Origin of the sequence: Alicycliphilus denitrificans K601 (assembly GCF_000204645.1) — a bacterium.
Lineage (GTDB): Bacteria > Pseudomonadota > Gammaproteobacteria > Burkholderiales > Burkholderiaceae_C > Alicycliphilus > Alicycliphilus denitrificans.
On sequence record NC_015422.1, the window covers coordinates 2,795,435 to 2,816,777 of the forward strand.

Annotated in this window: 16 protein-coding genes, 1 pseudogene and 1 other annotated feature; of the genes and pseudogenes, 6 read left to right on the plus strand and 11 right to left on the minus strand. The window is 66.9% G+C overall.

What is annotated here, in order from left to right:
• Positions 1–55: 55 nt before the first annotated feature.
• From ALIDE2_RS13305 to ALIDE2_RS13315, 3 genes are all read right to left on the minus strand, one after another.
• The gene (locus tag ALIDE2_RS13305) at positions 56–517 is read right to left on the minus strand and encodes a SixA phosphatase family protein (protein ID WP_013519316.1); all 462 of its coding nucleotides are present in this window, start codon (positions 515–517) and stop codon (positions 56–58) included.
• Entirely contained in the window at positions 517–2,691 is a 2,175-nt protein-coding gene (gene ppk1, locus ALIDE2_RS13310; RefSeq protein WP_013722262.1) for a polyphosphate kinase 1, read from the minus strand. The genes ALIDE2_RS13305 and ppk1 overlap by 1 nt, the downstream gene beginning before the upstream one ends.
• 262 nt (positions 2,692–2,953) lie before the next feature.
• The gene (locus ALIDE2_RS13315; protein ID WP_013722263.1) at positions 2,954–3,772 is read right to left on the minus strand and encodes a GNAT family N-acetyltransferase; all 819 of its coding nucleotides are present in this window, start codon (positions 3,770–3,772) and stop codon (positions 2,954–2,956) included.
• Positions 3,773–4,011: 239 nt separating this feature from the next.
• Here ALIDE2_RS13315 and ALIDE2_RS13320 point away from each other — a divergent pair, with 239 nt between their 5' ends.
• The gene (locus tag ALIDE2_RS13320; RefSeq protein ID WP_013519319.1) at positions 4,012–5,805 is read left to right on the plus strand and encodes a putative bifunctional diguanylate cyclase/phosphodiesterase; all 1,794 of its coding nucleotides are present in this window, start codon (positions 4,012–4,014) and stop codon (positions 5,803–5,805) included.
• Between the two features lie 91 nt (positions 5,806–5,896).
• Here the strand turns inward: ALIDE2_RS13320 and glmM are convergent, their stop codons facing one another.
• The 4 genes from glmM to ALIDE2_RS13340 form a co-directional block, all read right to left on the minus strand.
• On the minus strand, positions 5,897–7,231 hold the full coding sequence (glmM, locus tag ALIDE2_RS13325; RefSeq protein ID WP_013519320.1) for a phosphoglucosamine mutase: 1,335 nt from the start codon (positions 7,229–7,231) through the stop codon (positions 5,897–5,899).
• Positions 7,221–8,117, minus strand: a complete 897-nt coding sequence (folP, locus tag ALIDE2_RS13330; RefSeq protein ID WP_013519321.1) for a dihydropteroate synthase — start codon at positions 8,115–8,117, stop codon at positions 7,221–7,223. The genes glmM and folP overlap by 11 nt, the downstream gene beginning before the upstream one ends.
• A 68-nt stretch (positions 8,118–8,185) precedes the next feature.
• Entirely contained in the window at positions 8,186–10,111 is a 1,926-nt protein-coding gene (gene ftsH / locus ALIDE2_RS13335) for an ATP-dependent zinc metalloprotease FtsH (protein WP_041701512.1), read from the minus strand.
• A 133-nt stretch (positions 10,112–10,244) separates the two neighbouring features.
• Positions 10,245–10,907, minus strand: a complete 663-nt coding sequence (locus ALIDE2_RS13340) for an RlmE family RNA methyltransferase (protein WP_013519323.1) — start codon at positions 10,905–10,907, stop codon at positions 10,245–10,247.
• Between the two features lie 20 nt (positions 10,908–10,927).
• Here ALIDE2_RS13340 and ALIDE2_RS13345 point away from each other — a divergent pair, with 20 nt between their 5' ends.
• The gene (locus ALIDE2_RS13345) at positions 10,928–11,398 is read left to right on the plus strand and encodes a YhbY family RNA-binding protein (protein ID WP_013519324.1); all 471 of its coding nucleotides are present in this window, start codon (positions 10,928–10,930) and stop codon (positions 11,396–11,398) included.
• On the plus strand, positions 11,398–12,141 hold the full coding sequence (locus ALIDE2_RS13350) for a hypothetical protein (protein ID WP_013519325.1): 744 nt from the start codon (positions 11,398–11,400) through the stop codon (positions 12,139–12,141). The genes ALIDE2_RS13345 and ALIDE2_RS13350 overlap by 1 nt, the downstream gene beginning before the upstream one ends.
• On the opposite strand, the gene ALIDE2_RS13355 is transcribed toward ALIDE2_RS13350, so the two are convergent.
• From ALIDE2_RS13355 to carA, 4 genes are all read right to left on the minus strand, one after another.
• Positions 12,142–12,549 carry a DUF4149 domain-containing protein gene (locus ALIDE2_RS13355; protein WP_013519326.1) on the minus strand — a complete coding sequence of 136 codons (408 nt, stop codon included), beginning with the start codon at positions 12,547–12,549 and terminating at the stop codon, positions 12,142–12,144.
• 2 nt (positions 12,550–12,551) lie between these two features.
• Complete coding sequence (gene greA / locus ALIDE2_RS13360) at positions 12,552–13,028, minus strand: transcription elongation factor GreA (RefSeq protein WP_013519327.1); 477 nt, start codon at positions 13,026–13,028, stop codon at positions 12,552–12,554.
• Between the two features lie 126 nt (positions 13,029–13,154).
• Positions 13,155–16,406: a carbamoyl-phosphate synthase large subunit gene (gene carB, locus ALIDE2_RS13365; protein WP_013519328.1), complete on the minus strand. Its 3,252-nt coding sequence runs from the start codon at positions 16,404–16,406 to the stop codon at positions 13,155–13,157.
• Entirely contained in the window at positions 16,406–17,584 is a 1,179-nt protein-coding gene (gene carA / locus ALIDE2_RS13370; RefSeq protein WP_013722264.1) for a glutamine-hydrolyzing carbamoyl-phosphate synthase small subunit, read from the minus strand. Before carA ends, carB begins: the two co-directional genes overlap by 1 nt.
• Positions 17,585–18,083: 499 nt before the next feature.
• On the opposite strand from carA, the gene ALIDE2_RS13375 reads away from it, so the two are divergent.
• From ALIDE2_RS13375 to ALIDE2_RS13385, 3 genes and pseudogenes are all read left to right on the plus strand, one after another.
• A complete protein-coding gene (locus tag ALIDE2_RS13375; protein WP_013722265.1) occupies positions 18,084–19,505 on the plus strand; it encodes a tyrosine-type recombinase/integrase in 1,422 nt (473 codons plus the stop codon).
• Between the two features lie 205 nt (positions 19,506–19,710).
• On the plus strand, positions 19,711–19,956 hold the full coding sequence (locus tag ALIDE2_RS24985) for a helix-turn-helix transcriptional regulator (RefSeq protein ID WP_013722266.1): 246 nt from the start codon (positions 19,711–19,713) through the stop codon (positions 19,954–19,956).
• A 136-nt stretch (positions 19,957–20,092) separates the two neighbouring features.
• Positions 20,093–21,328 (plus strand): annotated as a pseudogene (locus tag ALIDE2_RS13385) (IS3 family transposase).
• Positions 20,371–20,487 (plus strand) — a sequence feature (AL1L pseudoknot). It overlaps the preceding pseudogene by 117 nt.
• Positions 21,329–21,343 lie beyond the last annotated feature (15 nt).

The following is a 21,343-nucleotide window of genomic DNA, read 5'->3' on the forward strand; positions in this document are numbered from 1 at the left end:
TCTAAGGCTTGTCTGGCAAGCGCCAAAGCCAAATTTCATCCAAATATCTAATGCCTTAGAGATGATCCGGCGACTGCACCGCGAGCAGGATGGTTTCGACACTCTCCTGCCGCTGCCGGCGCCTCAGCCACCACACCGCCCCCTTGCGCATGGAGCATTCCTGCGTCTGCATGCCCAGCAGCCGCGCCACCACCTGGCCCAGCATGGGCTGGTGGCCCACGACGAGCACCGCGCCGCGCGTGCGGGGCCACTGGACCAGTTCCAGTAGGTCGTCGGGGCTGCCGCCGGGCAGCAGCTCGGCCCGCAGCTTGTACTTGCGGCCCAGCGCGCGGACCGTCTGCTCGGTGCGGCGCGCCGGGCTGGCCAGCACGCGCAGGCCGTCGGGCAGCTGGCGGTCCAGCCAGACGGCCATGCGTGCCGCCTGCTTCTCGCCGCGCGGCGTCAGGGGCCGCTCCGGGTCATCCCCGTGTTCGGAAAGACTTTCCGCCTCGGCGTGGCGCCAGAGTATGAGGTCCATCACGCACCCCCCTTCCCGTGTGCGGCGGCGCCCGCCGCCATGGGCGCGTAGCGCGCCATGAGCGCGTTCTGGGCGCCCTGGCCGTCCAGCGCGCGGGGCGCGCGGCGGTAGCTGCCGTCGGGCTCCAGGCGCCATGCGTCCCGGTCGTCGTGCAAATAGGCCACCAGGCACTCGTCGATGATGCGTTGGCGCAGCTTCCTGTCGGTCACGGGCCAGGCCAGTTCCACGCGGCGCAGCATGTTGCGGTTCATCCAGTCCGCGCTGGACAGGTACAGGTCCTCCTTCGCGCCGCCGCGGAAATAGAACACGCGTGTGTGCTCCAGGAACCGCCCTATGACCGAGCGCACGCGTATGTTGTCGGTCACCCCGGGCACGCCCGCGGGCAGCATGCAGGCGCCGCGCACGATGAGGTCCACGCGCGCGCCGCGCTGCGCGGCGCGCATGAGCGCCTGCATCAGGGCGGCGTCCGTCAGCGCATTCATCTTGGCCACGATGCGGCCGCCCTCGCCACGCTCGGCGGCAAGGCCCACGGCGTCGATCATGCCGGTCAGGAAGCCGTGCAGCGCGAACGGCGCGATCACGAGCTGCCGCAGCCTGGGCAGGCGGTTCTGGTTGGCCAGGTGGTCGAAGACCGCGTCCATGTCCGCCGTGAGTTCCGCGTTGGCCGTCAGATAGCTGATGTCGGTGTACAGGCGCGCGGTGCGCGGGTTGTAGTTGCCGGTGGACAGGTGGCCGTAGCGCCGCAGGCGGCTGCCTTCGCGCCGCGTCACCAGCAGCATCTTGGCGTGGGTCTTGAGGCCCACGACGCCGTAGACCACCTGCGCGCCGATCGACTCCAGGGCCTCGGCCCAGTTGATGTTGGCCTCTTCGTCGAAGCGCGCCTTGAGCTCCACCACGGCCGTCACCTCCTTGCCGCGGCGTACCGCCTCGCGCAGCAGCTCCATGAGCTCGGAGTCCGCGCCCGTGCGGTAGATGGTCTGCTTGATCGCCAGCACCTGGGGATCGTTCACCGCCTCGCGCAGAAAGGCCACCACGCCCTCGAAGCTCTCGAACGGCTGGTGGATGAGCAGGTCGCGCCGGCGCATCTCGGCCATGATCGACGCGGACCGCGGCAGCCGCGCCGGCCACGCCGGGCGCCAGGGCGGGAACAGCAGCGCGGGGTCGTTGACGAGGTCCACCATCTGCACCAGCCGCACCAGGTTGACCGGCCCCTGCACCCGGTACAGGGCCGCGGCGGGCAGCCCGAACTGCGACTGCAGGAAGTCCGAGAGGAAGCCCGAGCAGCCGGACGACACCTCCAGCCGCACGGCCTGCCCAAAGTGGCGGTGCTGCAGGCCCTGGCGCAGCACGGTGCGCAGGCTGCGCACGTCTTCCTCGTCCACCGCCAGGTCCGAATGGCGCGTCACGCGGAACTGCGAGAACTCGCACACCTCCCGGCCCGGGAACAGGTCCGCCAGGTGCGTGCGGATGATGCTGGAGAGGCTGACGAACTGCACGCCAGTCGGGGCCACCTGCTGCGGCAGGCGCATGATGCGCGGCAGCGCGCGCGGTACCTTGACGATGGCGATCTCGTTCTCGCGCCCGAAGGCGTCGCTCCCGCGCAGGCGGACGATGAAGTTCAGCGACTTGTTCGCCACCTGCGGAAACGGATGGGCCGGGTCCAGCCCCACGGGGATCAGCAGCGGCCGCACGTCGCGCCGGAAGTACTCGCGCACCCAGCGCCGCTGCGCGCCCGTGCGCTCGCCATGCGAGACGATGCGTATGCCGTGTGCCGCGAAGGCGGGGATCAGCGAGCCGTTGTACAGCGCATACTGCCGCGCCACCAGGTCGTGGGCCTTGATGGCCAGGATCTCGAAGGAGTGCAGGCTGTAGCCCTCCTTGGCGTCCCCGCCCTCGGCCGCCGCCAAATGGGCCGCTGCCCGCACCTCGAAGAACTCGTCGAGGTTGGACGAGACGATGCACAGGTAGCGCAGGCGCTCGAGCAGCGGCACGTCCTCGCGGACGGCCCAGTCCAGCACGCGCTCGTTGAACGCCAGGATGCTGTGGTCACGGTCGAGCGGATGGAACGAGTGCGCGGGCGCCGGCGCCTCGTCCGCGGCGCGTCCGGCCGCCTCTTCTGCGTCCCGCTCCTCCACGGATTCGACTGGGGCGGGCGAAGACTGGAAAGGAGGCATGGCTTCAAGCAGGTAACGAACGTTGCCGTCCAGTATTTGCCTTGCAGGTGACAGGCGCGTGACAGCGGCCCTGCCCCCGTCACATCGGCAATGTCTGTTCTTTTCAACCTAGAGACGGCAGTTGGATGCGCCCGCCGGTGCCGCTATTGGCGTGTCAGGCAAGGCGCAACGACGCGGCGGGCTCGTGCCCGCAAGGAGAAGCAACGCCGCATGGTGCGTCGAGAGTGGTGCTGGCGGGTGCATCCAACCGCCGTTTCTAGGTTTACTCCCCCAGGAAGTGCCTGCGGTAGCGCGGCGGCAGGTCGGCCAGGCGCATGAGCATGGGCAGGTCCGCGGTGTTGAAGTCCGGGTCCCAGGCCGGCGCCCCGAGGACTTTCGTGCCCAGGCGCAGGTACCCCCGGATCAGGGCCGGCGGCTCCACGTCCAGGCTGCCGTCCAGGTGCTCCAATGGCAGGGCCAGGCGCGGCAGCACGCGGTATTCGGGCAGGGCCAGGTGCGTCCGGCGCAGTTGGTGCCAGATGCTAGCCGCCACGTCGCCGGTCACGATGCCGCCATGCTGCATGGGAATACTGGCGCAGCCGATCATGGTGTCGAGCCGGTTGCGTGCCATGAAGCCAGCCAGCGCGCCCCACAGGGCCAGGATCACGCCGCCGTGGCGGTGCTCCGGGTGCACGCAGCTGCGGCCCAGCTCCACCATGCGCTCGCGCAGGCCGTGCAGACGCTCCAGGTCGAACTCGGTGTCGCTGTAGGTGCCGCCCGTGCGCCTGGCCTGGGCCGGCGTGAGCACGCGGTAGGTGCCCACCACCTGCCGGGTCGCGGCGTCCCGCACCAGCAGGTGCTCGCAGTAGTCGTCGAACAGGTCCACGTCGTGCCCGGGCACCACGGTCTGCAGGCGCGCGCCCATTTCGGACGCGAAGACCTCGAACCTCAGCCGTTGCGCTTCGCGGACCTCGTCGAGATGTCGCGCCCACGCCACCTCCACCCCGCCGCGTGCCGGCGCACCGGCGCCCGCGGTTTGTGATGGGCGATGAAGCGGCGCCCCAAGGCTCAGGGGCATGGCGGGGTTCGGCGAATCGCTCATCGGACACTCCTGGTTGCTCAAGGAGCGGACTGGCCCCGACCGTCAGGGCCCGGTGCGCTCCTGTGCATGCCACTGTGCCCGCCGCATGTGACACCGCGGTGTCGAGCGCATGTCGGCGCCGTGTCGGCCGGCTTCGCCGATGCCTCTATTCCTTTCAGGCTGGAAGGAATAGGGGCGGAACTCTATACAATTTGGTACAAATAGCGGTTTACCTCCCTCAACCCTCTGGACTCTCGTCCATGTCCCACCCCCTCGCCGCCCTCGCGCCCGGGCTGGCCTCTTCCACGGCGCTTCAACGCATCCTGCGCGAGCAGCAGGCGCTGCTGGACAGCGCCGGGGTGGGCATCGCCTTCATCCGCAACCGCACGGTGCTGCGCTGCAACCAGCACTGCGCCAACATCTTCGGCCTGGCCTCGCCCGAAGAGGTCGTAGGGCGCAGCAGCGAAGGCCTGCACCCCAGCCGCGACGCTTTCCGCGAACTCGGGCGCGCGGCGTTTCCGGACCTCTCCCGGGGGCTGGCCTACCGCACCAAGCGCCAGCTCAGGCGCAGCGACGGCCGCCTATTCTGGGCGCACCTGACGGGGCGGCTGATCAACCCGCACGACAGCGGCGAAGGCTCGCTCTGGATCATCGACGACATCGACGCGCAAAGGCATGCCCGGGCCCTGCTCGACAGCGCCATGGTGAGCCGGCTGCAGCGCGAGATCGAGGACCGCCGCAGCGACCAGGAGCGCATCTACCGCATGGCGCACTACGACGCCCTGACGCAGCTGCCCAACCGCGTGCTGCTGGCCGAACGGGGCGAGGAGGCCATCCGCCTGGCGCAGGAGAACGGCACGCCGCTGGCCGTGATGTTCCTCGACCTGGACAACTTCAAGCATGTCAACGATTCGCTGGGCCACCGCGTGGGCGATGCCCTGCTGGTGGAGATCGCCCGGCGCCTGCAGGGCACCGTGCGCGAGCGCGACACCGTGGCGCGCCTGGGCGGCGACGAGTTCGTGCTGCTGCTGCCGCGCGCGAACGCCCAGGGCGCTGAGCGCGTGGCGGCCAAGATGCAGGAGGCCGCCATGCAGCCCGTGCAGGTGGGCCACCACGAGCTGTCGCTCGCCCTGTCCATGGGCATCGCCCTGTTCCCCGAGCACGGCAGCGACTTCGAGACGCTGATCCAGTGCGCCGATACGGCCATGTACCGCGCCAAGGCCGGCGGGCGCAACAACTATTGCTTCTTCACGCCGCAGATGCAGGAGCAGTCGGCGCGCGCCCTGCAGCTGACCAACGCCCTGCGCCGCGCGCTGGAGCGCAACCAGCTCTCGCTGCACTACCAGCCGCAGGTCGCGCTGCCCACGGGCAGGGTGCACGGCGTGGAGGCGCTGCTGCGCTGGAACCATCCCGAGCTGGGCTCGGTGTCGCCGGCGGAATTCATCCCCGTGGCCGAGGACAGCGGCCTGATCCTGCCCATCGGCGAGTGGGTGCTGCGCACAGCCCTCGCCCAGCTGCAGGCCTGGCATGCGGCGGGGCTGCCGCGGCTGACCATGGCCGTGAACCTGTCGGCCACGCAGCTGCGCCAGCCGCAACTGCCGCAGATGGTGGAGCACCTGCTCCACGAGCACCGCATCGCCGCGCACATGCTGGAGCTGGAGCTGACCGAGAACGTGGCCGTGGACGACCCCCACACGGCCATCGCCAGCATGGAGCAGCTGCACACCATGGGGGTGCGGCTGTCCATGGACGACTTCGGCACGGGCTATTCGTCGCTCAGCCAGCTCAAGCGCTTCCAGATCTACCGGCTGAAGATCGACCAGTCGTTCGTGCGCGACCTGGACCACGACGGCAACGACCGCGCCATCGTCAGCGCCATCATCCGCATGGCCCAGGCCCTGGGCATGCGCACAACGGCCGAAGGCGTGGAGACGGCGGACCAGCTGGCCTTTCTGCGCGAACAGGGCTGCGACGAGGCCCAGGGCTACTACTTCAGCCGCCCCCTGCCCGCCGCGGAGCTGGAGCGGCATCGGCTGGGCTGCCAGGCGGCCTGAGATAAAAAGTGCCCTAAGCGCCCATGGAGCAAGCGCCACAAGCTCTCATTTCAAGAGCAAAACCATCCCTTCACCGCCGCAGCGGCCGGCCTCATCCCGCGCGGGCCGCATCCGCCAGGCGCTGGGCGCAGCGGCTGGCCTGCTCCGCGTCGCGCGCCTCGACCATCACGCGCAGCAGGGGCTCAGTGCCGCTGGCGCGCACCAGCAGGCGGCCGTTGTCGCCCAGCTCGGCCTGCACCTCGCGGGTCGTGCGCTCCAGGGCCTCGTTGACCGTCCAGTCCTGCCCCGTATTGAGCCGCACGTTGAGCAGCACTTGCGGGAACAGCGGCACGTCGGCCAGCAGCTGCGCCAGCGTCCTCTGGCTGCGCACGCAAGTCTGCAGCACCTGCAGCGCGCTGACCAGGCCGTCGCCCGTAGTGTGGCGGTCCAGCACCAGCAGGTGCCCCGAACCCTCGCCGCCCAGCAGCCAGTGCTGGCGCTGCAGTTCCTCCAGCACGTAGCGGTCGCCGACCTTGGCGCGCACGAACTTCACGCCGCGGCGCACCAGGGCCTGCTCCACGGCCATGTTGGTCATCAGCGTGCCCACCACGCCGGGCACATGCTCGTCGCGGGCCAGCCGGTCGGCAGCCATGAGGTAGAGCAGCTCGTCGCCGTTGTACAGGCGCCCGTCGGCGTCCACCATCTGCAGGCGGTCGGCGTCGCCATCGAGCCCGATGCCGAAGTCCGCGCGGTTGGCGCGCACAGCGCGCACCAGCGCGTCCGGGTGCGTGGCGCCCACCTCGTGGTTGATGTTCAGGCCGTCGGGCGCGCAGCCGATGGCGACGACGTCGGCGCCCAGCTCATGGAACACCTTGGGCGCGATGTGGTAGGCCGCGCCATGGGCGGCGTCCACCACGATCTTCAGGCCGCGCAGCGTGAGGTCGTGCGCGAAGGTGCTCTTGCAGAACTCGATGTAGCGACCCGCCGCGTCGTCGAGCCTGCGCGTCTTGCCGAGCGTCGCAGAATCGGCCCACATGGGCGGCTCGTCCAGCGCGGCCTCCACCTCCTGCTCCCATGCGTCGGGCAGCTTCGTGCCCTGGGCGCTGAAGAACTTGATGCCGTTGTCGGGATACGGGTTGTGGCTGGCGCTGATGACCACCCCCAGGCTGGCGCGCTGCGCGCGCGTGAGGTAAGCCACGCCGGGCGTGGGCAGCGGCCCGAGCAGGATCACGTCCACCCCGGCCGAGTTGAAGCCCGATTCCAGCGCCGCTTCGAGCATGTAGCCCGAGATACGCGTGTCCTTGCCGATCAGCACCGTGGGGCGCGCCTCGGAGCGGCGCAGCACGCGCCCCACGGCATGCGCCAGGCGCAGCACGAAGTCGGGAGTGATGGGGGCCTGCCCCACGGTGCCGCGGATGCCGTCGGTGCCGAAATATTTACGCGTCATGGCCTGGTTCTTCCTTGTCGATGGGTGTTGGTCGCGCATCCGCAGGGGCTGCGCCATGGCTCTGCGATCGCACCGCCTGCCAGACGGCCAGGGCCGCGACGGTCTCGCGCACGTCGTGCACGCGCACGATGCGCGCCCCCCGCTCCACGGCCAGCACCGCGGCCGCGACGCTAGGCACCAGGCGCTCCTGCACAGGCAGGCCCGTGACGCTGCCCAGCGACGACTTGCGCGACCAGCCGGCCAGCAGCGGATGACCCAGTGCCAGCAGTTCCTGCTGGCGCGCGAGCAGGGTGAAGTTCTGCTCCACGGTCTTGCCGAAGCCGATGCCGCAGTCCAGCACGATGCGGGACTTTTCGACCCCCAGGGTCCGCAGGTCCAGCGCCGCGCGCTCCAGGAACGAGAACACTTGGAGCACCACGTCGCCCTCCATGGGCGCGCTTTGCATGGTCTGCGGGTCGCGGTGCATGTGCATCAGGCACACGCCGCAGCGCGCATGGCGCGCGACGACCTGCGCCGCCCCGGGCTGGCGCAGGGCCCAGATGTCGTTGACGATGTCGGCCCCCAGGTCCAGCACGGCCTGCATGACCTCGGGCTTGTAAGTATCGACGGAAATGGGGGCCCCCAGGCGCACGGCCTCGCGCACCAGCGGCACGACGCGCTCGAGCTCCTCGGCCAGGGGCACGGCCGGGCTGCCGGGGCGGGTGGACTCGCCGCCGATGTCGAGGATGTCGGCCCCCTCCTCCAGCAACCGCTCGCAGTGGCGCAGCGCGGCCTGCGTGCCGGCGTGCCGGCCGCCGTCTGAGAAGGAGTCGGGCGTGACGTTGACGATCCCCATGACCCGCGGGCGCGTCAGGTCCAGGTCGAAGCGGGAGGTTTGCCAGAGCATGGTGGGGAAAGGCAGGCCGGTAGACGGCAAAACGGGGCACAAGGCCCCGTTGGACGCAGGCGCGGCGGTCAGGCCGCCGACGGCGCGGGATCGGGCTTGACCGCGGGAGTGCCGCCGCCGGCGGAACCATCGCCGCCCGACGAGGGCGTGCGCGGCGTCCAGTCCTTCGGGGGACGGGGCGCGCGGCCGGCCATGATGTCGTCGAGCTGCTCGGCGTCGATGGTCTCCCACTCGAGCATGGCCTTGGCCATGGCGTGCATCTTGTCCTGGTTGTCCTCGATCAGCTTGCGGGCCAGGGCGTATTGCTCGTCGATGATGCGGCGCACCTCGGCGTCCACCTTCTGCATGGTCTCTTCGCTGATGTTGGTGGTCTTGGTGACCGAGCGGCCCAGGAACACCTCGCCCTCGTTCTCGGCGTACACCATGGGGCCCAGCGCCTCGCTCATGCCGTACTTCATGACCATGTCGCGCGCCAAGTTGGTGGCGCGCTCGAAGTCGTTGCTCGCACCCGTGGTCATCTGGTGCATGAACACTTCCTCGGCGATGCGGCCGCCGAAGAGCATGGCGATCTGGTTCAGCATGTACTCCTTGTCGTAGGAGTAGCGGTCCTTCTCGGGCAGGCTCATGGTCACGCCCAGCGCGCGGCCACGCGGGATGATGGTGACCTTGTGCACCGGGTCGCACTTGGGCAGCAGCTTGCCGATGAGGGCGTGGCCGGCCTCGTGGTAGGCGGTGTTGCGCCGCTCCTCCTCGGGCATGACCATGCTCTTCCTCTCGGGGCCCATGATGATCTTGTCCTTGGCCTTCTCGAAGTCCTGCATCTCCACGGTGCGCGCGTTGCGGCGCGCGGCCATCAGGGCGGCCTCGTTGCACAGGTTGGCCAGGTCGGCGCCGCTCATGCCGGGCGTGCCGCGCGCGATGATGGCCGGGTTCACGTCCTGGCCCACGGGGATCTTGCGCATATGCACGTTCAGGATCTGCTCGCGGCCGCGGATGTCGGGCAGCGTCACGTAGACCTGGCGGTCGAAGCGGCCGGGGCGCAGCAGGGCGGCGTCGAGGATGTCAGGGCGGTTGGTGGCGGCCACCACGATCACGCCAAGGTTGGTCTCGAAACCGTCCATCTCCACGAGCATCTGGTTCAGCGTCTGCTCGCGCTCGTCGTTGCCGCCGCCCAGGCCCGCGCCACGCTGGCGGCCCACGGCGTCGATTTCGTCGATGAAGATGATGCAGGGGGCGTTCTTCTTGGCGTTCTCGAACATGTCGCGCACGCGCGCCGCGCCCACGCCGACGAACATCTCGACGAAGTCGGAGCCCGAGATCGAGAAGAACGGCACCTTGGCCTCGCCCGCGATGGACTTGGCGAGCAGTGTCTTGCCGGTGCCCGGAGGGCCGACCAGCAGCAGGCCGCGCGGAATGCGGCCGCCGAGCTTCTGGAACTTCTGCGGATCCTTGAGGAAGTCTACGACTTCCTTCACCTCCTCCTTGGCCTCGTCGCAGCCCGCAACGTCGGCGAAGGTGACGGTGTTGTTGTTCTCGTCGAGCATGCGCGCCTTCGATTTGCCGAAGCTGAACGCGCCGCCCTTGCCGCCGCCCTGCATCTGGCGCATGAAGTACACCCACACCCCGATGAGCAGCAGCATGGGGCCCCAGCTGACCAGCAGGGTCATGAGGAGCGAGCCCTCCTCGCGTGGCTTGACGTCGAACTTGACGTTGTTGTTGATCAGGTCGCCCACGAGGCCGCGGTCCAGGTAGGTGGCCGTGGTGCGGATGCGCCGGTCATCGTTGGTCGTGGCCAGGATCTCGGTGGCGCCACCAGGCCCTTCCTGGATCGTGACGCTCTTGATGCGGTGGCTGCGCACGTCCTCCAGGAAGTCGGAATAGCCTATGGCTCCCGCGCCAGCGCCCACCCGGGTGTCGAACTGTTTGAACACCGTAAAGAGCACCATGGCTATGACCAGCCAGACGGCGACTTTTGAAAACCACTGATTGTTCAAGCGGGGCTCCAGATTCAGAAAGAGGTGAACGGCCATGACGGGGACGTCCTGGCGCATCTGGGGTTCATTTTAGGCGTTTCAACCCTGGCCCAGGCCCCATTAACCCCGGAATAGCCCATGGTCAACCCGGGCTCTACGCGGGATGCTTGAGCCCGATCCCCACCAGGAAGGTCTCCGACGACTTGTCGCGCGACGCCTTGGGCTTGACCGGCTTGACCACGCGGAAGGTGTCCTTGAACAGCTGCACCAGCTGGGTGTAACCGCTGCCGTGGAACAGCTTGACGACCAGCGCGCCGTCGGGCTTGAGGTGGTGCACCGCGAAATCGACGGCCAGCTCGATCAGGTGGGCGATGCGCACCGCATCGACCGACTCCACGCCCGAGAGATTGGGCGCCATGTCCGACACCACCACGTCCACCGGGCGGCCCTGCACCGCCTGTTGCAGGCGCGCGAGCACCTCTTCGTCGCGGAAGTCCCCCTGCAGGAAGGTCACGCCCTCGATGGGCTCCATGGGCAGGATGTCCAGCGAGATGATGGTGCCGTCCAGCTGCCCCATGGCGGCGCCCCCCGGCGACAAGCGCCTGCGGACGTACTGGCTCCATGCGCCCGGGGACGACCCCAGGTCCACCACCACGTGGCCCGGCTTGATGAGCCCGAACTGCTCGTCGATCTCCTTGAGCTTGTAGGCCGCGCGGGCGCGATAGCCCTCCTTCTGGGCGAGCTTCACGTAGGTGTCGTTGACATGGTCGTTGAGCCACGCCTTGTTCACCTTCTTGCTTTTTGTCTTGACTTTCATGCGGTTGAGATAATACGGCCATGCCCCAAATCCAACTGACCCCGGCCGAGCGCCGGGAACACCGCGCCAATGCCCACCACCTGGACCCCGTGGTCCTGATCGGGGGGGACGGCCTCACGCCCGCCGTGCAAAAGGAGGTCGATGCCGCGCTCGCCGCCCATGGCCTGATCAAGGTGCGCGTGTTCAACGATGACCGCGCGGCGCGCGAGGCGATGTACCAGCAGCTGGCCCACGACCTGGGCGCGGCGCCCATCCAGCACATCGGCAAGCTGCTGGTGCTGTGGCGCCCCGTCGCGCAGAAGCAGAAGGCCGCGGACGAGGACCGCAAGCCCGGCCCGCGCGACGTGAAGGTGCTCAAGTTCGGCCGCCCCGGCCAGCGCCCCGAGGTCAAGCAGCTGCGCGTGCTGGGCAACCAGCGCCTGACCAGCGGCGGGCAGGTCAAGCGCGCCAAGCCCAAGCAGAAATCGGTCAAGAAGGGCCAGGCGGACTGATGGCAGCCCCCGCCGCGCCGCAGCGCCATGTGATCTGCATGAAGTGGGGCACGAAGTACGGCCCCGAGTACGTCAACCGGCTCTATGCCATGGTGCGCCGCCACCTCTGCGGCGACTTCAACTTCGTCTGCCTGACGGACGACACCATGGACATCAGGAACGAGGTGCAGTGCCTGCCGATTCCGCCGCTGAAGCTGCCCTCCGGCATTCCCGAGCGCGGCTGGAACAAGCTGGCCACCTTTGCCGCCGACCTGTACGGCCTCAAGGGCACGGCCCTGTTCCTGGACGTGGACGTGGTGGTGGTGGGGCCGCTCGACGATTTCTTCACCCAGCCCGGCGAGTTCCTCATCATCCACGACTACAAGCGGCCCTGGCGCATCACCGGCAATTCCTCGGTGTACCGCTTCGAACTGGGGGCGCACCCGGACGTGCTGGAGTACTTCCGCGGCCACTTCGAGGAGATCCGCCACCGGTTCCGCAACGAGCAGGCCTACCTGTCCGACATGCTGCACAGGCAGGGCAAGCTCGCCTACTGGCCCCAGGACTGGTGCCCCAGCTTCAAGTACCACTGCATCCCGCGCTGGCCCACGAACTACTGGAAGCAGCCCTTCGTGCCCCAGGGCGCGCGCGTCGTGATTTTCCACGGGGAATGCAATCCGCCCGACGCCCTGGCCGGCCGACGCAACCGGCGCTTTCGCCACATCGAGCCCGCCACCTGGGTGGCCGAGCACTGGCGTGAATGACTAGGAGCGCGCGGTGCTCCACAGCACGCGCAGCGCGCACAGCCACTGCAGCGCATACATGGCGCTGCCCGCGCCATGCCACAGGCGCAGGTTCTGGCGGGCGACGATGCGCGGCGCCACGCCATACTGCACCAGCAGGGCCAGCAGCAGGCCTGCGATCACGAAAACCATAGCTGCCTGCGCCCACTCCTCGGGCTTTTCAGCATGTTTTTTCTTGGAAACGACCAGCAGCAGCGCGCAGCACGCTATGGAAATGTAAGTCTGCGCCTCGAACAGGCGCGCCGCCACGTTCCCCGCCATCGCCGACGTGGGCAGGTGGGCGAACAGCAGCGGCACGGCCACGAAGCCAATGGCCGACAGACTGCCCCACCACAGCGCAGCCGCGAGGACCGGCAAGCGCGCGCCCATGATCAGACGTAGCTCACCGACACGACTTCATAGCGGCGCACGCCGCCCGGGGCCTGCACCTCGGCGGTATCGCCCTCCTCCTTGCCGATCAGGGCACGGGCGATGGGGCTGGACACGTTGATCAGGCCGTGCTTGAGGTCGGCCTCGTCCTCGCCCACGATCTGGTACCTGACGGCCTCGCCCGAGTCCTCGTCCTCCAGCTCCACGGTGGCGCCGAAGACCACGCGGCCGCCGGCGTCGAGCTCAGAGGGATCGATGATCTGGGCCGCCGACAGCTTGCCCTCGATTTCGAGGATGCGGCCTTCGATGAAGCCCTGGCGATCCTTGGCGGCCTCGTACTCGGCGTTCTCGCTCAGGTCGCCCTGGGCGCGCGCCTCGGCGATGGCGTTGATCACGGCGGGCCGTTCGACGGTCTTGAGCCGGTGCAGCTCCTGCTTGAGTTGTTCGGCGCCGCGCTTGGTGATGGGAATGGTGGCCATGGGTCAGTCTCCGGATTCCAGAAGCAAAAAGCAAACCGCCGCGCGTTGCCGCGCGGCGGTATTCAGTGATGGATGGATTATGCCGCGTTTGCCGCGGCAATCATCCATCGCAATCCGGCGTGGGGCTCAGGCCGCGGCGGTAAGACGCGCGTGCAGTTCCTGCACCGAGTACACGTCGAGCGTGTCGAGGTGCTTCATGCCCTCGACGGCCGCCTCGGCGCCGAAGATGGTCGTGAACGTGGTCACGCGCGCAGCCAGCGAGCTGGTGCGGATGGCGCGCGAGTCGGCAATCGCGTTGCGGCGCTCCTCCACAGTGTTGATGACCATGGCGATCTCGTCGTTCTTGATCATGTCCACGATGTGCGGCCGGCCCTCGGTGACCTTGTTGACCACCTGCACAGACACGCCGGCCTCGGCGATCGCGGCGGCCGTGCCCTTGGTGGCCAGCAGCTCGAAGCCCATGGCCGCCAGGTCGCGGGCGATGGATACGGCGCGCGGCTTGTCCGCGTTCTTCACGGTCAGAAACACCTTGCCCGAGCGCGGCAGGCGCGTGCCGGCGCCGAGCTGGCTCTTGACGAAGGCCTCGCCGAAGGTCGTGCCCACGCCCATGACCTCGCCGGTGGACTTCATCTCGGGGCCGAGGATGGTGTCCACACCGGGGAACTTCACGAACGGGAACACGGCCTCCTTCACACTGAAGTACGGCGGCGTGACCTCGCGGGTCACGCCCTGGCTCACCAGGCTCTGGCCGGCCATGCAACGCGCCGCGACCTTGGCCAGTTGGATGCCCGTGGCCTTGCTCACGAAGGGCACGGTGCGGCTGGCGCGCGGGTTCACCTCGAGCACGTAGATCACGTCGCCCGCATCGGTCTCCTGGATCGCGAACTGCACGTTCATCAGGCCGACGACGTTCAGCCCATGGGCCATGGCAGTGGTCTGGCGCTTGATCTCGGCCACCGTCTCGGCCTTGAGGTAGTACGGCGGCAGCGAACAGGCCGAGTCGCCCGAATGCACGCCAGCCTGCTCGATGTGCTCCATCACGCCGCCGATGAACACCGCGCCCGTGGCGTCGCGCACGCAGTCCACGTCGCACTCGATGGCGTTGGAGAGGAAGCGGTCCAGCAGCACGGGCGATTCGTTGCTCACCTTCACGGCCTCGCGCATGTAGCGCTCCAGGTCGCGCTGCTCGTGCACGATCTCCATGGCGCGGCCGCCGAGCACGTAGCTCGGGCGCACGACCAGCGGGTAGCCCAGGGCGGACGCCTTCTCCATGGCCTCGGCCTCGGTGCGGGCCGTGGCGTTGGGCGGCTGGCGCAGGCCCAGGTCGCCCAGCAGCTTCTGGAAGCGCTCGCGGTCCTCGGCCGCGTCGATCATGTCGGGCGTGGTGCCGATGATGGGCACGCCCTCGCGCTCCAGGCCCAGGGCCAGCTTGAGCGGCGTCTGGCCGCCGTACTGCACGATCACGCCCTCGGGCTTTTCCTTGTCCACAATCTCCAGCACGTCTTCGAGCGTGAGCGGCTCGAAGTACAGGCGGTCGGACGTGTCGTAGTCGGTGGACACGGTCTCGGGGTTGCAGTTGACCATGATGGTCTCGTAGCCGTCCTCGCGCATGGCGAGGGCCGCATGCACGCAGCAGTAGTCGAACTCGATACCCTGGCCGATGCGGTTCGGGCCGCCGCCCAGCACCATGATCTTCTTCTTGTCGGTGGGAGCCGCCTCGCATTCCTCATCGTAGGTGGAATACATGTAGGCGGTGTTGGTCGGGAACTCTGCCGCGCAGGTGTCCACGCGCTTGTAGACCGGGCGCACGTTCAACGCGCGTCGCGCGTCGCGTACTGCCTTCTCGCTGGTGTGCAGCAGCTTGGCCAGGCGCCGGTCGGAAAAGCCCTTCTGCTTGAGCGCGCGCAGCGTCGCGGCATCGAGCGCGGCCAGCGCGGCGTCGCCCTTGTCGGCGTAGAGCTTGTCCAGGTCGAGCTCGATCTTCACGATCTGCTCGATCTGCACCAGGAACCAGCGGTCGATCTTCGTGAGCTCGAACACCTCGTCGACCGACATGCCCTGGGCGAAGGCATCGCCCACGTACCAGATGCGCTCGGGGCCGGGCTCGCCGAGCTCCTTCTCCAGGAGCTCGCGATCCTGGGTCTTCTCGTTCATGCCGTCCACGCCCACTTCCAGGCCGCGCAGCGCCTTCTGGAAGGATTCCTGGAAGGTGCGGCCCATGGCCATGACCTCGCCCACGCTTTTCATCTGCGTGGTCAGGCGGCTGTCGGCGGTGGGGAATTTCTCGAACGCGAAGCGCGGGATCTTGGTGACCACGTAGTCGATGGTGGGCTCGAACGAGGCCGGCGTAGCGCCGCCCGTGATGTCGTTGCGCAGCTCGTCGAGCGTGTAGCCCACGGCCAGCTTGGCCGCCACCTTGGCGATCGGGAAGCCCGTGGCCTTGGAGGCCAGCGCCGAGGAGCGCGACACGCGCGGGTTCATCTCGATCACGATCATGCGCCCGTCCTTGGGGTTGACCGAGAACTGCACATTGGAGCCGCCGGTGTCCACCCCGATCTCGCGCAGCACGGCGATGCTGGCGTCGCGCAGGATCTGGTACTCGCGGTCGGTCAGCGTCTGCGCCGGAGCCACGGTGATGGAGTCGCCCGTGTGCACGCCCATGGGGTCGAGGTTCTCGATCGAGCAGACGATGATGCAGTTGTCCGCCTTGTCGCGCACCACCTCCATCTCGTACTCTTTCCAGCCCAGCAGCGACTCCTCGATCAGCAGCTCGTTGGTGGGCGATGCCTCCAGACCGCGCTTGCAGATGGTCTCGAACTCCTCGGGGTTGTAGGCGATGCCGCCGCCCGTGCCGCCGAGCGTGAAGCTCGGGCGGATCACCGTGGGAAAGCCCACGTGCTTCTGCACGGCCCAGGCCTCGTCCATGCTGTGGGCAATGCCCGAACGCGCGGATTCGAGGCCGATGCGCGTCATCGCATCCTTGAACTTCAGGCGGTCCTCTGCCTTGTCGATGGCCTCGGGCTTGGCGCCGATGAGCTCGACGCGGTATTTGTTCAGCACGCCGTTGCGCCACAAGTCCAGCGCGCAGTTGAGCGCCGTCTGGCCGCCCATGGTGGGCAGGATGGCGTCGGGCCGCTCCTTGGCGATGATCTTCTCGACCGTCTGCCAGGTGATGGGCTCGATGTAGGTCACGTCGGCCGTGGCCGGGTCGGTCATGATCGTCGCGGGGTTGCTGTTGATCAGGATGACGCGGTAGCCCTCCTCGCGCAGAGCCTTGCAGGCCTGCACGCCGGAGTAGTCGAATTCGCAGGCCTGGCCGATGATGATGGGGCCGGCGCCGATGATGAGGATGCTTTGGATGTCTGTGCGCTTGGGCATTATTTCTTCTCCTGGCCTGCTGCCGCCATGGAGGCGATGAAGCGGTCGAACAGGTGGCCTATGTCGTTCGGGCCGGGGGCAGCCTCGGGGTGGCCCTGGAAGCTGAAGGCGGGTTTGTCGGTGCACTCCAGGCCCTGCAGCGTGCCGTCGAACAGGCTGACGTGGGTGGCGCGCACGCTGGCCGGCAGCGTGGCCGCCTCGACGGCGAAGCCGTGGTTCTGGCTGGTGATGCACACGTGGCCGCTGGCCAGGGTCTTCACGGGGTGGTTGCCGCCATGGTGGCCATGGGGCATCTTGAAGGTCTGCGCGCCCAGGGCCAGCGCCATGATCTGGTGGCCCAGGCAGATGCCGAAGAGCGGAATGCCGGCCGCCAGGAAGGCGCGCGTGGCCTCGATAGCGTAGGTGCAGGGCTCCGGGTCGCCGGGGCCGTTGGACAGGAAGATGCCGTCGGGCTTGAGCGCCAGCGCCTCCTGCGCCGTGGTCTGCGCGGGCACCACGGTCAGCTTGCAGCCGCGCTCGGCCAGCATGCGCAGGATGTTGCGCTTGACGCCAAAGTCGTAGGCCACGACATGAAAGCGCGGCGCCTCGGCGCGGCCGAAGCCCTTGCCCAGCGCCCACTCGGTCTGGTCCCAGTCATAGGACTTCGGGGTGCTGACCACCTTGGCCAAGTCCAGCCCGCTCATGCTGGGCGCCTTCTGCGCGGCAGCCACGGCCGCCGCGATGCGCTCGGGCGTGACAGACTCGCCGGCAGCCAGGCCGACGATGGCGCCGTTTTGCGCGCCCTTCTCGCGCAGCAGGCGCGTGAGCTTGCGGGTATCGACGTTGGCGATGGCCACCGTGCCCTGAGCGTTCAGGAACTCGGGCAGGGTCTGCTGCGCGCGGAAATTGCTGGCCACCAGCGGCAGGTCGCGGATGACCAGGCCGGCGGCCTGCACCTTGGCGGACTCCATGTCCTCGTCATTGACACCGTAGTTGCCAATGTGCGGATAGGTCAGGGTGACGATTTGCTGGCAGTAGCTGGGGTCTGTGAGGATTTCCTGGTAGCCGGTCATGGCGGTGTTGAACACCACTTCGCCGACGGTGGTGCCGATGCTACCGATGGAATTGCCAATAAAGACCGTGCCGTCTGCGAGCGCCAGGATGGCTGGCGGGAAAGCTGCCTTGAGAGACGAAAGCACTGGGTTCTCCGAAATGAGTCGGGTCGCCCGGAATCCGCAAAAAACGTTCTGCGGACTGCTGCTTGGTTGGGGATTTGCTTTGGATGCGGCCGGGCGACGTTTTTGCGGGAAAGCCTCTTATTATAGTGCGAGAGCCCGACCCTGCCGGCGCATTCGGCCTTTGCCGCAGGGCCGCCGCAATCGCCCAAAAAGCAAAAAGGGCCACCGCGATGCGATGGCCCTTTTTCTCATGAATGGTCGGCGTGGCGGGATTCGAACTCGCTACCCCTTGCACCCCATCTAGGTGATAGTACAATTTCATCACCATGAGCCGAGCACGGCAGACCACCAAATTTACTAGGTTTGTCAAATACTTAGGCGCTTCAAGTGTCTCATTGACTAGCCAAAGTGTTACGCTGTAGCTCATGAAGGTGTTGGGCTATTTGTTGGGCTATTTTTCGATAGCCTCAGCCCAACAAGGTACAGCAAGGCCACCAGAAGGCCGCACAAGGGGCGAACAATGACCGACACCACCCAACCCACCACCGCCACGGCGAAGCCCAAAGGCGACCGCTGGCAACACAAGGAGTTGGAGTCCACCCTGAAGAGCCCGGCGATCACCCGAGTGACCGAAGCCGGTGGACTGTATGGCGTGGTGAAGCGCCTCAAGGACGGTTCCGCGTCCGTGTGGTTCCGCTGGCGCTTCCGTCACGGTGGCAAGCTGGTTGACTTCACAGCGGGCTCCTGGCCGGGTGACTCCCTGGCAACCATCCGACAAGCCCATGAGTGGGCACAGTCCGAAGTCAAGGCAGGCCGCAACCCCAACGCCACCCGGCAACTGTCGAAGGTGCAGGAAGCCCAGACCCAGGCCGAGCAAATCCGCATCCATGAGAAGGAGACCGTGGAAGCCCTCGCCCTCAAGTGGCAGTCGGTGGAGTTGACGAAGCGCGTGTCTGGCGAACAAGAAACGGGGCGCTTTGATAACGGCGTGGAGTTGATCCGCAGCTTCACCAAAGACGTGTTTCCCGCCATCGGCTCCAAGCCAGTGCAAGCCGTCACCAAAACCGACTGCCTCCACATCCTGAACAGCGTCAAGGAACGCGGAGCCCTCCGCATGGCAAACCGCTTGCTGAACGACCTGACCCAGTTCTTCAACTGGTGCCGCGTCATGGGCTACATCACCACCAGCCCATTGGAGGACGTGCGCCGCAAGCATGTGGGCGGCAAGGCGACTCCACGCGACCGCGTTCTTTGGGACGTGTCGCCCACCACCACCCAGCCAGAAGCCGAGCTACAGGAACTCCACTCCCGACTGCCATCTGCACGCCTGCAACGAGAAAGCGAACTCACCATTTGGATTCTGTTGTCCACCATGGCCCGCGTGGGCGAAATCGCCAAGGCACAGTGGAAGGATGTGGACTTGACCAAGGGCGTGTGGTTCCTGCCCGAGACCAAAAACGGCAAGGCGCACCACATCCACCTGAGCGCCTTCGCACTCCGACACTTCCGTGAACTCCACACACTGACCGGCAGCAGCCAATGGGTTCTTCCTGGCAGGAACACACGCAAGGACGGCACGCCAGCCGATCACGTATGCCCGAAGTCCCTGGCGAAGCAGTTTGGCGACCGACAAGAACGTGACACGCCCATGAGTGGCCGCACCAAGGCGACTGGCACCCTCGCCCTACCCGGTGGTAAATGGACACCGCACGACCTCCGCCGCACTGGTGCCACGATCATGGCCCATCTTGGCGTGTCGGTGGACATCATTGAGAAGGCACTGAATCACACCCCGGCGAACTCGTTGATTGCCGTTTACCAGACTGCCAGCCGCTTCCAAGAGCAGCAAGTCGCATGGGACAAGCTGGGTCAGCATCTGGATTGGGTGCTGAGCGGCAAGCAGTCCAACGTGGTGGCGCTCCCTCAGAAATTGAGTGCATAACACGTTGATCCGTAAGCGCCGCACATGAGATAATGACGGCATCCGACCTGTCCCATTGGTCGGCAAGTCATGGGCCGCTAAGCTGTATACCGAGTACAGCGACGACTTCAAAAGAAGCCGTTGGAAGTGACGCAAGCAACAAGTCTTTGGACTGGCTAGCGTACCTTCCAACGGCTTTTTTGTTTCCGCGCTCAGGACAACGAAAATGGCGATCACCGTCAAATCAAAATCTGCACCCCCAGCGCCTCCCGCTGGTGTTGACGAACTTCTATCCCCAAAAGAGATTCAAGGCTGGCTCAAAACGAGCCGCCCCAGCTTTTACCGCTGGATCAAGATGGGGCAGTTTCCAAAGCACGACCTGATTGCAGGATGCAAGCCCAGGTGGAAGAAGTCCACCGTTCAGGCGTGGATTGACTCGAAGGGCACCCAGGCCACCCAGGCGAAGGGGTGACCCATGGCGAACTGAACCGCCCCGGCTTTCAAGGAGGCCGATTGGTTTAAGTTGACACCTCTGTCGAGGTGTCGCTGACGGCGAGTTGAACAGCCCCGGATTTCGAGGAGGCACCAACTCTTGAGAAGATGGAGCCATGAACAAGTCACCGAAGTTCTCCCCGGAAGTCCGCGAGCGCGCCGTTCGCATGGTGCAGGAGCACCGAGCCGACTACCCGTCGCTGTGGGCAGCCATTGAATCGATTGCGCCCAAGATTGGCTGCGTGCCGCAGACCTTGAATGACTGGGTCAAGAAGGCCGAGGTCGACAGCGGCCAGCGCCCCGGCACCACCACGGCAGACGCCCAGCGCATCAAGGAACTGGAGCGTGAGGTCAAAGAGCTGCGCCGGGCCAACGACATCCTGAAGACGGCCAGCGCGTTTTTCGCGCAGGCGGAGCTCGACCGCCGATTGAAGTCTTGAAGAACTACATCGACCGCCACCGTGATGACTACGGGGTCGAGCCCATCTGCCGGGTGCTGCAGATGGCCCCGTCGTGTTACTGGCGCCACGCAGCCCGGCAACGCAACCCGCAACTGCGCAGTCAACGCGTCCAGCGTGACGAGGGTTTGAAAGCCGACATCCAGCGCGTGTGGCACGCCAACTGGCAGGTCTACGGGGCCGATAAGGTCTGGCTGCAGATGAACCGCGAGGGCATCGCAGTGGCGCGCTGCACGGTCGAGCGCCTCGATGCGTGCCATGGGCTTGCAAGGAGCACGCCGTGGCAAGACAGTGCGCACCACCACGCCGGACACATCGGCACCGTGCCCGCTGGACCACGTCAACCGGCAATTCAAGGCCAGCCGGCCCAACGAGCTGTGGGTGTCGGACTTCACCTACGTCTCCACCTGGCAGGGCTGGTTGTACGTGGCCTTCGTGGTGGACGTGTACGCCCGGCGCATCGTGGGCTGGCGGGTCAGCCGCAGCATGCAAACGGACTTCGTGCTGGATGCGCTGGAGCAGGCGCTGTATGACCGCCAGCCAGCAGCCCATGCCTTGACGCACCATTCCGACAGGGGCAGTCAATACGTTTCCATACGCTACACCGAACGCTTGGACCAGGCGGGTATCCAGCCATCAGTGGGCAGCCGGGGTGACAGCTACGACAACGCACTGGCCGAGACCATCAACGGGCTGTACAAGGCCGAGCTGATTCACCGCCGGGGACCCTGGAAGACCAGGGAATCCGTGGAGCTGGCCACCCTGCAGTGGGTGCACTGGTTCAATCACGTCCGACTGCTCACGCCGATTGGGGGCATCCCTCCGGCAGAAGCTGAGGCAAACTACTGGAGGCAACTCGCCGTCAGCGACACCTCGACAGAGGTGTCAACTTAAACCAATCGGCCTCCT

Bases quoted from the DNA above. Each gene is read 5' to 3' on its own strand.
- ALIDE2_RS13315 (WP_013722263.1), bottom strand. From the start codon at position 3,772: ATGAGCGATTCGCCGAACCCCGCCATGCCCCTGAGCCTTGGGGCGCCG.
- ALIDE2_RS13355 (WP_013519326.1), bottom strand. From the start codon at position 12,549: ATGGGCGCGCGCTTGCCGGTCCTCGCGGCTGCGCTGTGGTGGGGCAGT.
- ALIDE2_RS13340 (WP_013519323.1), bottom strand. From the start codon at position 10,907: ATGAAAGTCAAGACAAAAAGCAAGAAGGTGAACAAGGCGTGGCTCAAC.
- greA (WP_013519327.1), bottom strand. From the start codon at position 13,028: ATGGCCACCATTCCCATCACCAAGCGCGGCGCCGAACAACTCAAGCAG.
- ALIDE2_RS13345 (WP_013519324.1), top strand. From the start codon at position 10,928: ATGCCCCAAATCCAACTGACCCCGGCCGAGCGCCGGGAACACCGCGCC.
- ALIDE2_RS13350 (WP_013519325.1), top strand. From the start codon at position 11,398: ATGGCAGCCCCCGCCGCGCCGCAGCGCCATGTGATCTGCATGAAGTGG.
- carB (WP_013519328.1), bottom strand. From the start codon at position 16,406: ATGCCCAAGCGCACAGACATCCAAAGCATCCTCATCATCGGCGCCGGC.
- ALIDE2_RS13375 (WP_013722265.1), top strand. From the start codon at position 18,084: ATGACCGACACCACCCAACCCACCACCGCCACGGCGAAGCCCAAAGGC.
- folP (WP_013519321.1), bottom strand. From the start codon at position 8,117: ATGCTCTGGCAAACCTCCCGCTTCGACCTGGACCTGACGCGCCCGCGG.
- ALIDE2_RS24985 (WP_013722266.1), top strand. From the start codon at position 19,711: ATGGCGATCACCGTCAAATCAAAATCTGCACCCCCAGCGCCTCCCGCT.
- ppk1 (WP_013722262.1), bottom strand. From the start codon at position 2,691: ATGCCTCCTTTCCAGTCTTCGCCCGCCCCAGTCGAATCCGTGGAGGAG.
- ALIDE2_RS13305 (WP_013519316.1), bottom strand. From the start codon at position 517: ATGGACCTCATACTCTGGCGCCACGCCGAGGCGGAAAGTCTTTCCGAA.
- ALIDE2_RS13320 (WP_013519319.1), top strand. From the start codon at position 4,012: ATGTCCCACCCCCTCGCCGCCCTCGCGCCCGGGCTGGCCTCTTCCACG.
- glmM (WP_013519320.1), bottom strand. From the start codon at position 7,231: ATGACGCGTAAATATTTCGGCACCGACGGCATCCGCGGCACCGTGGGG.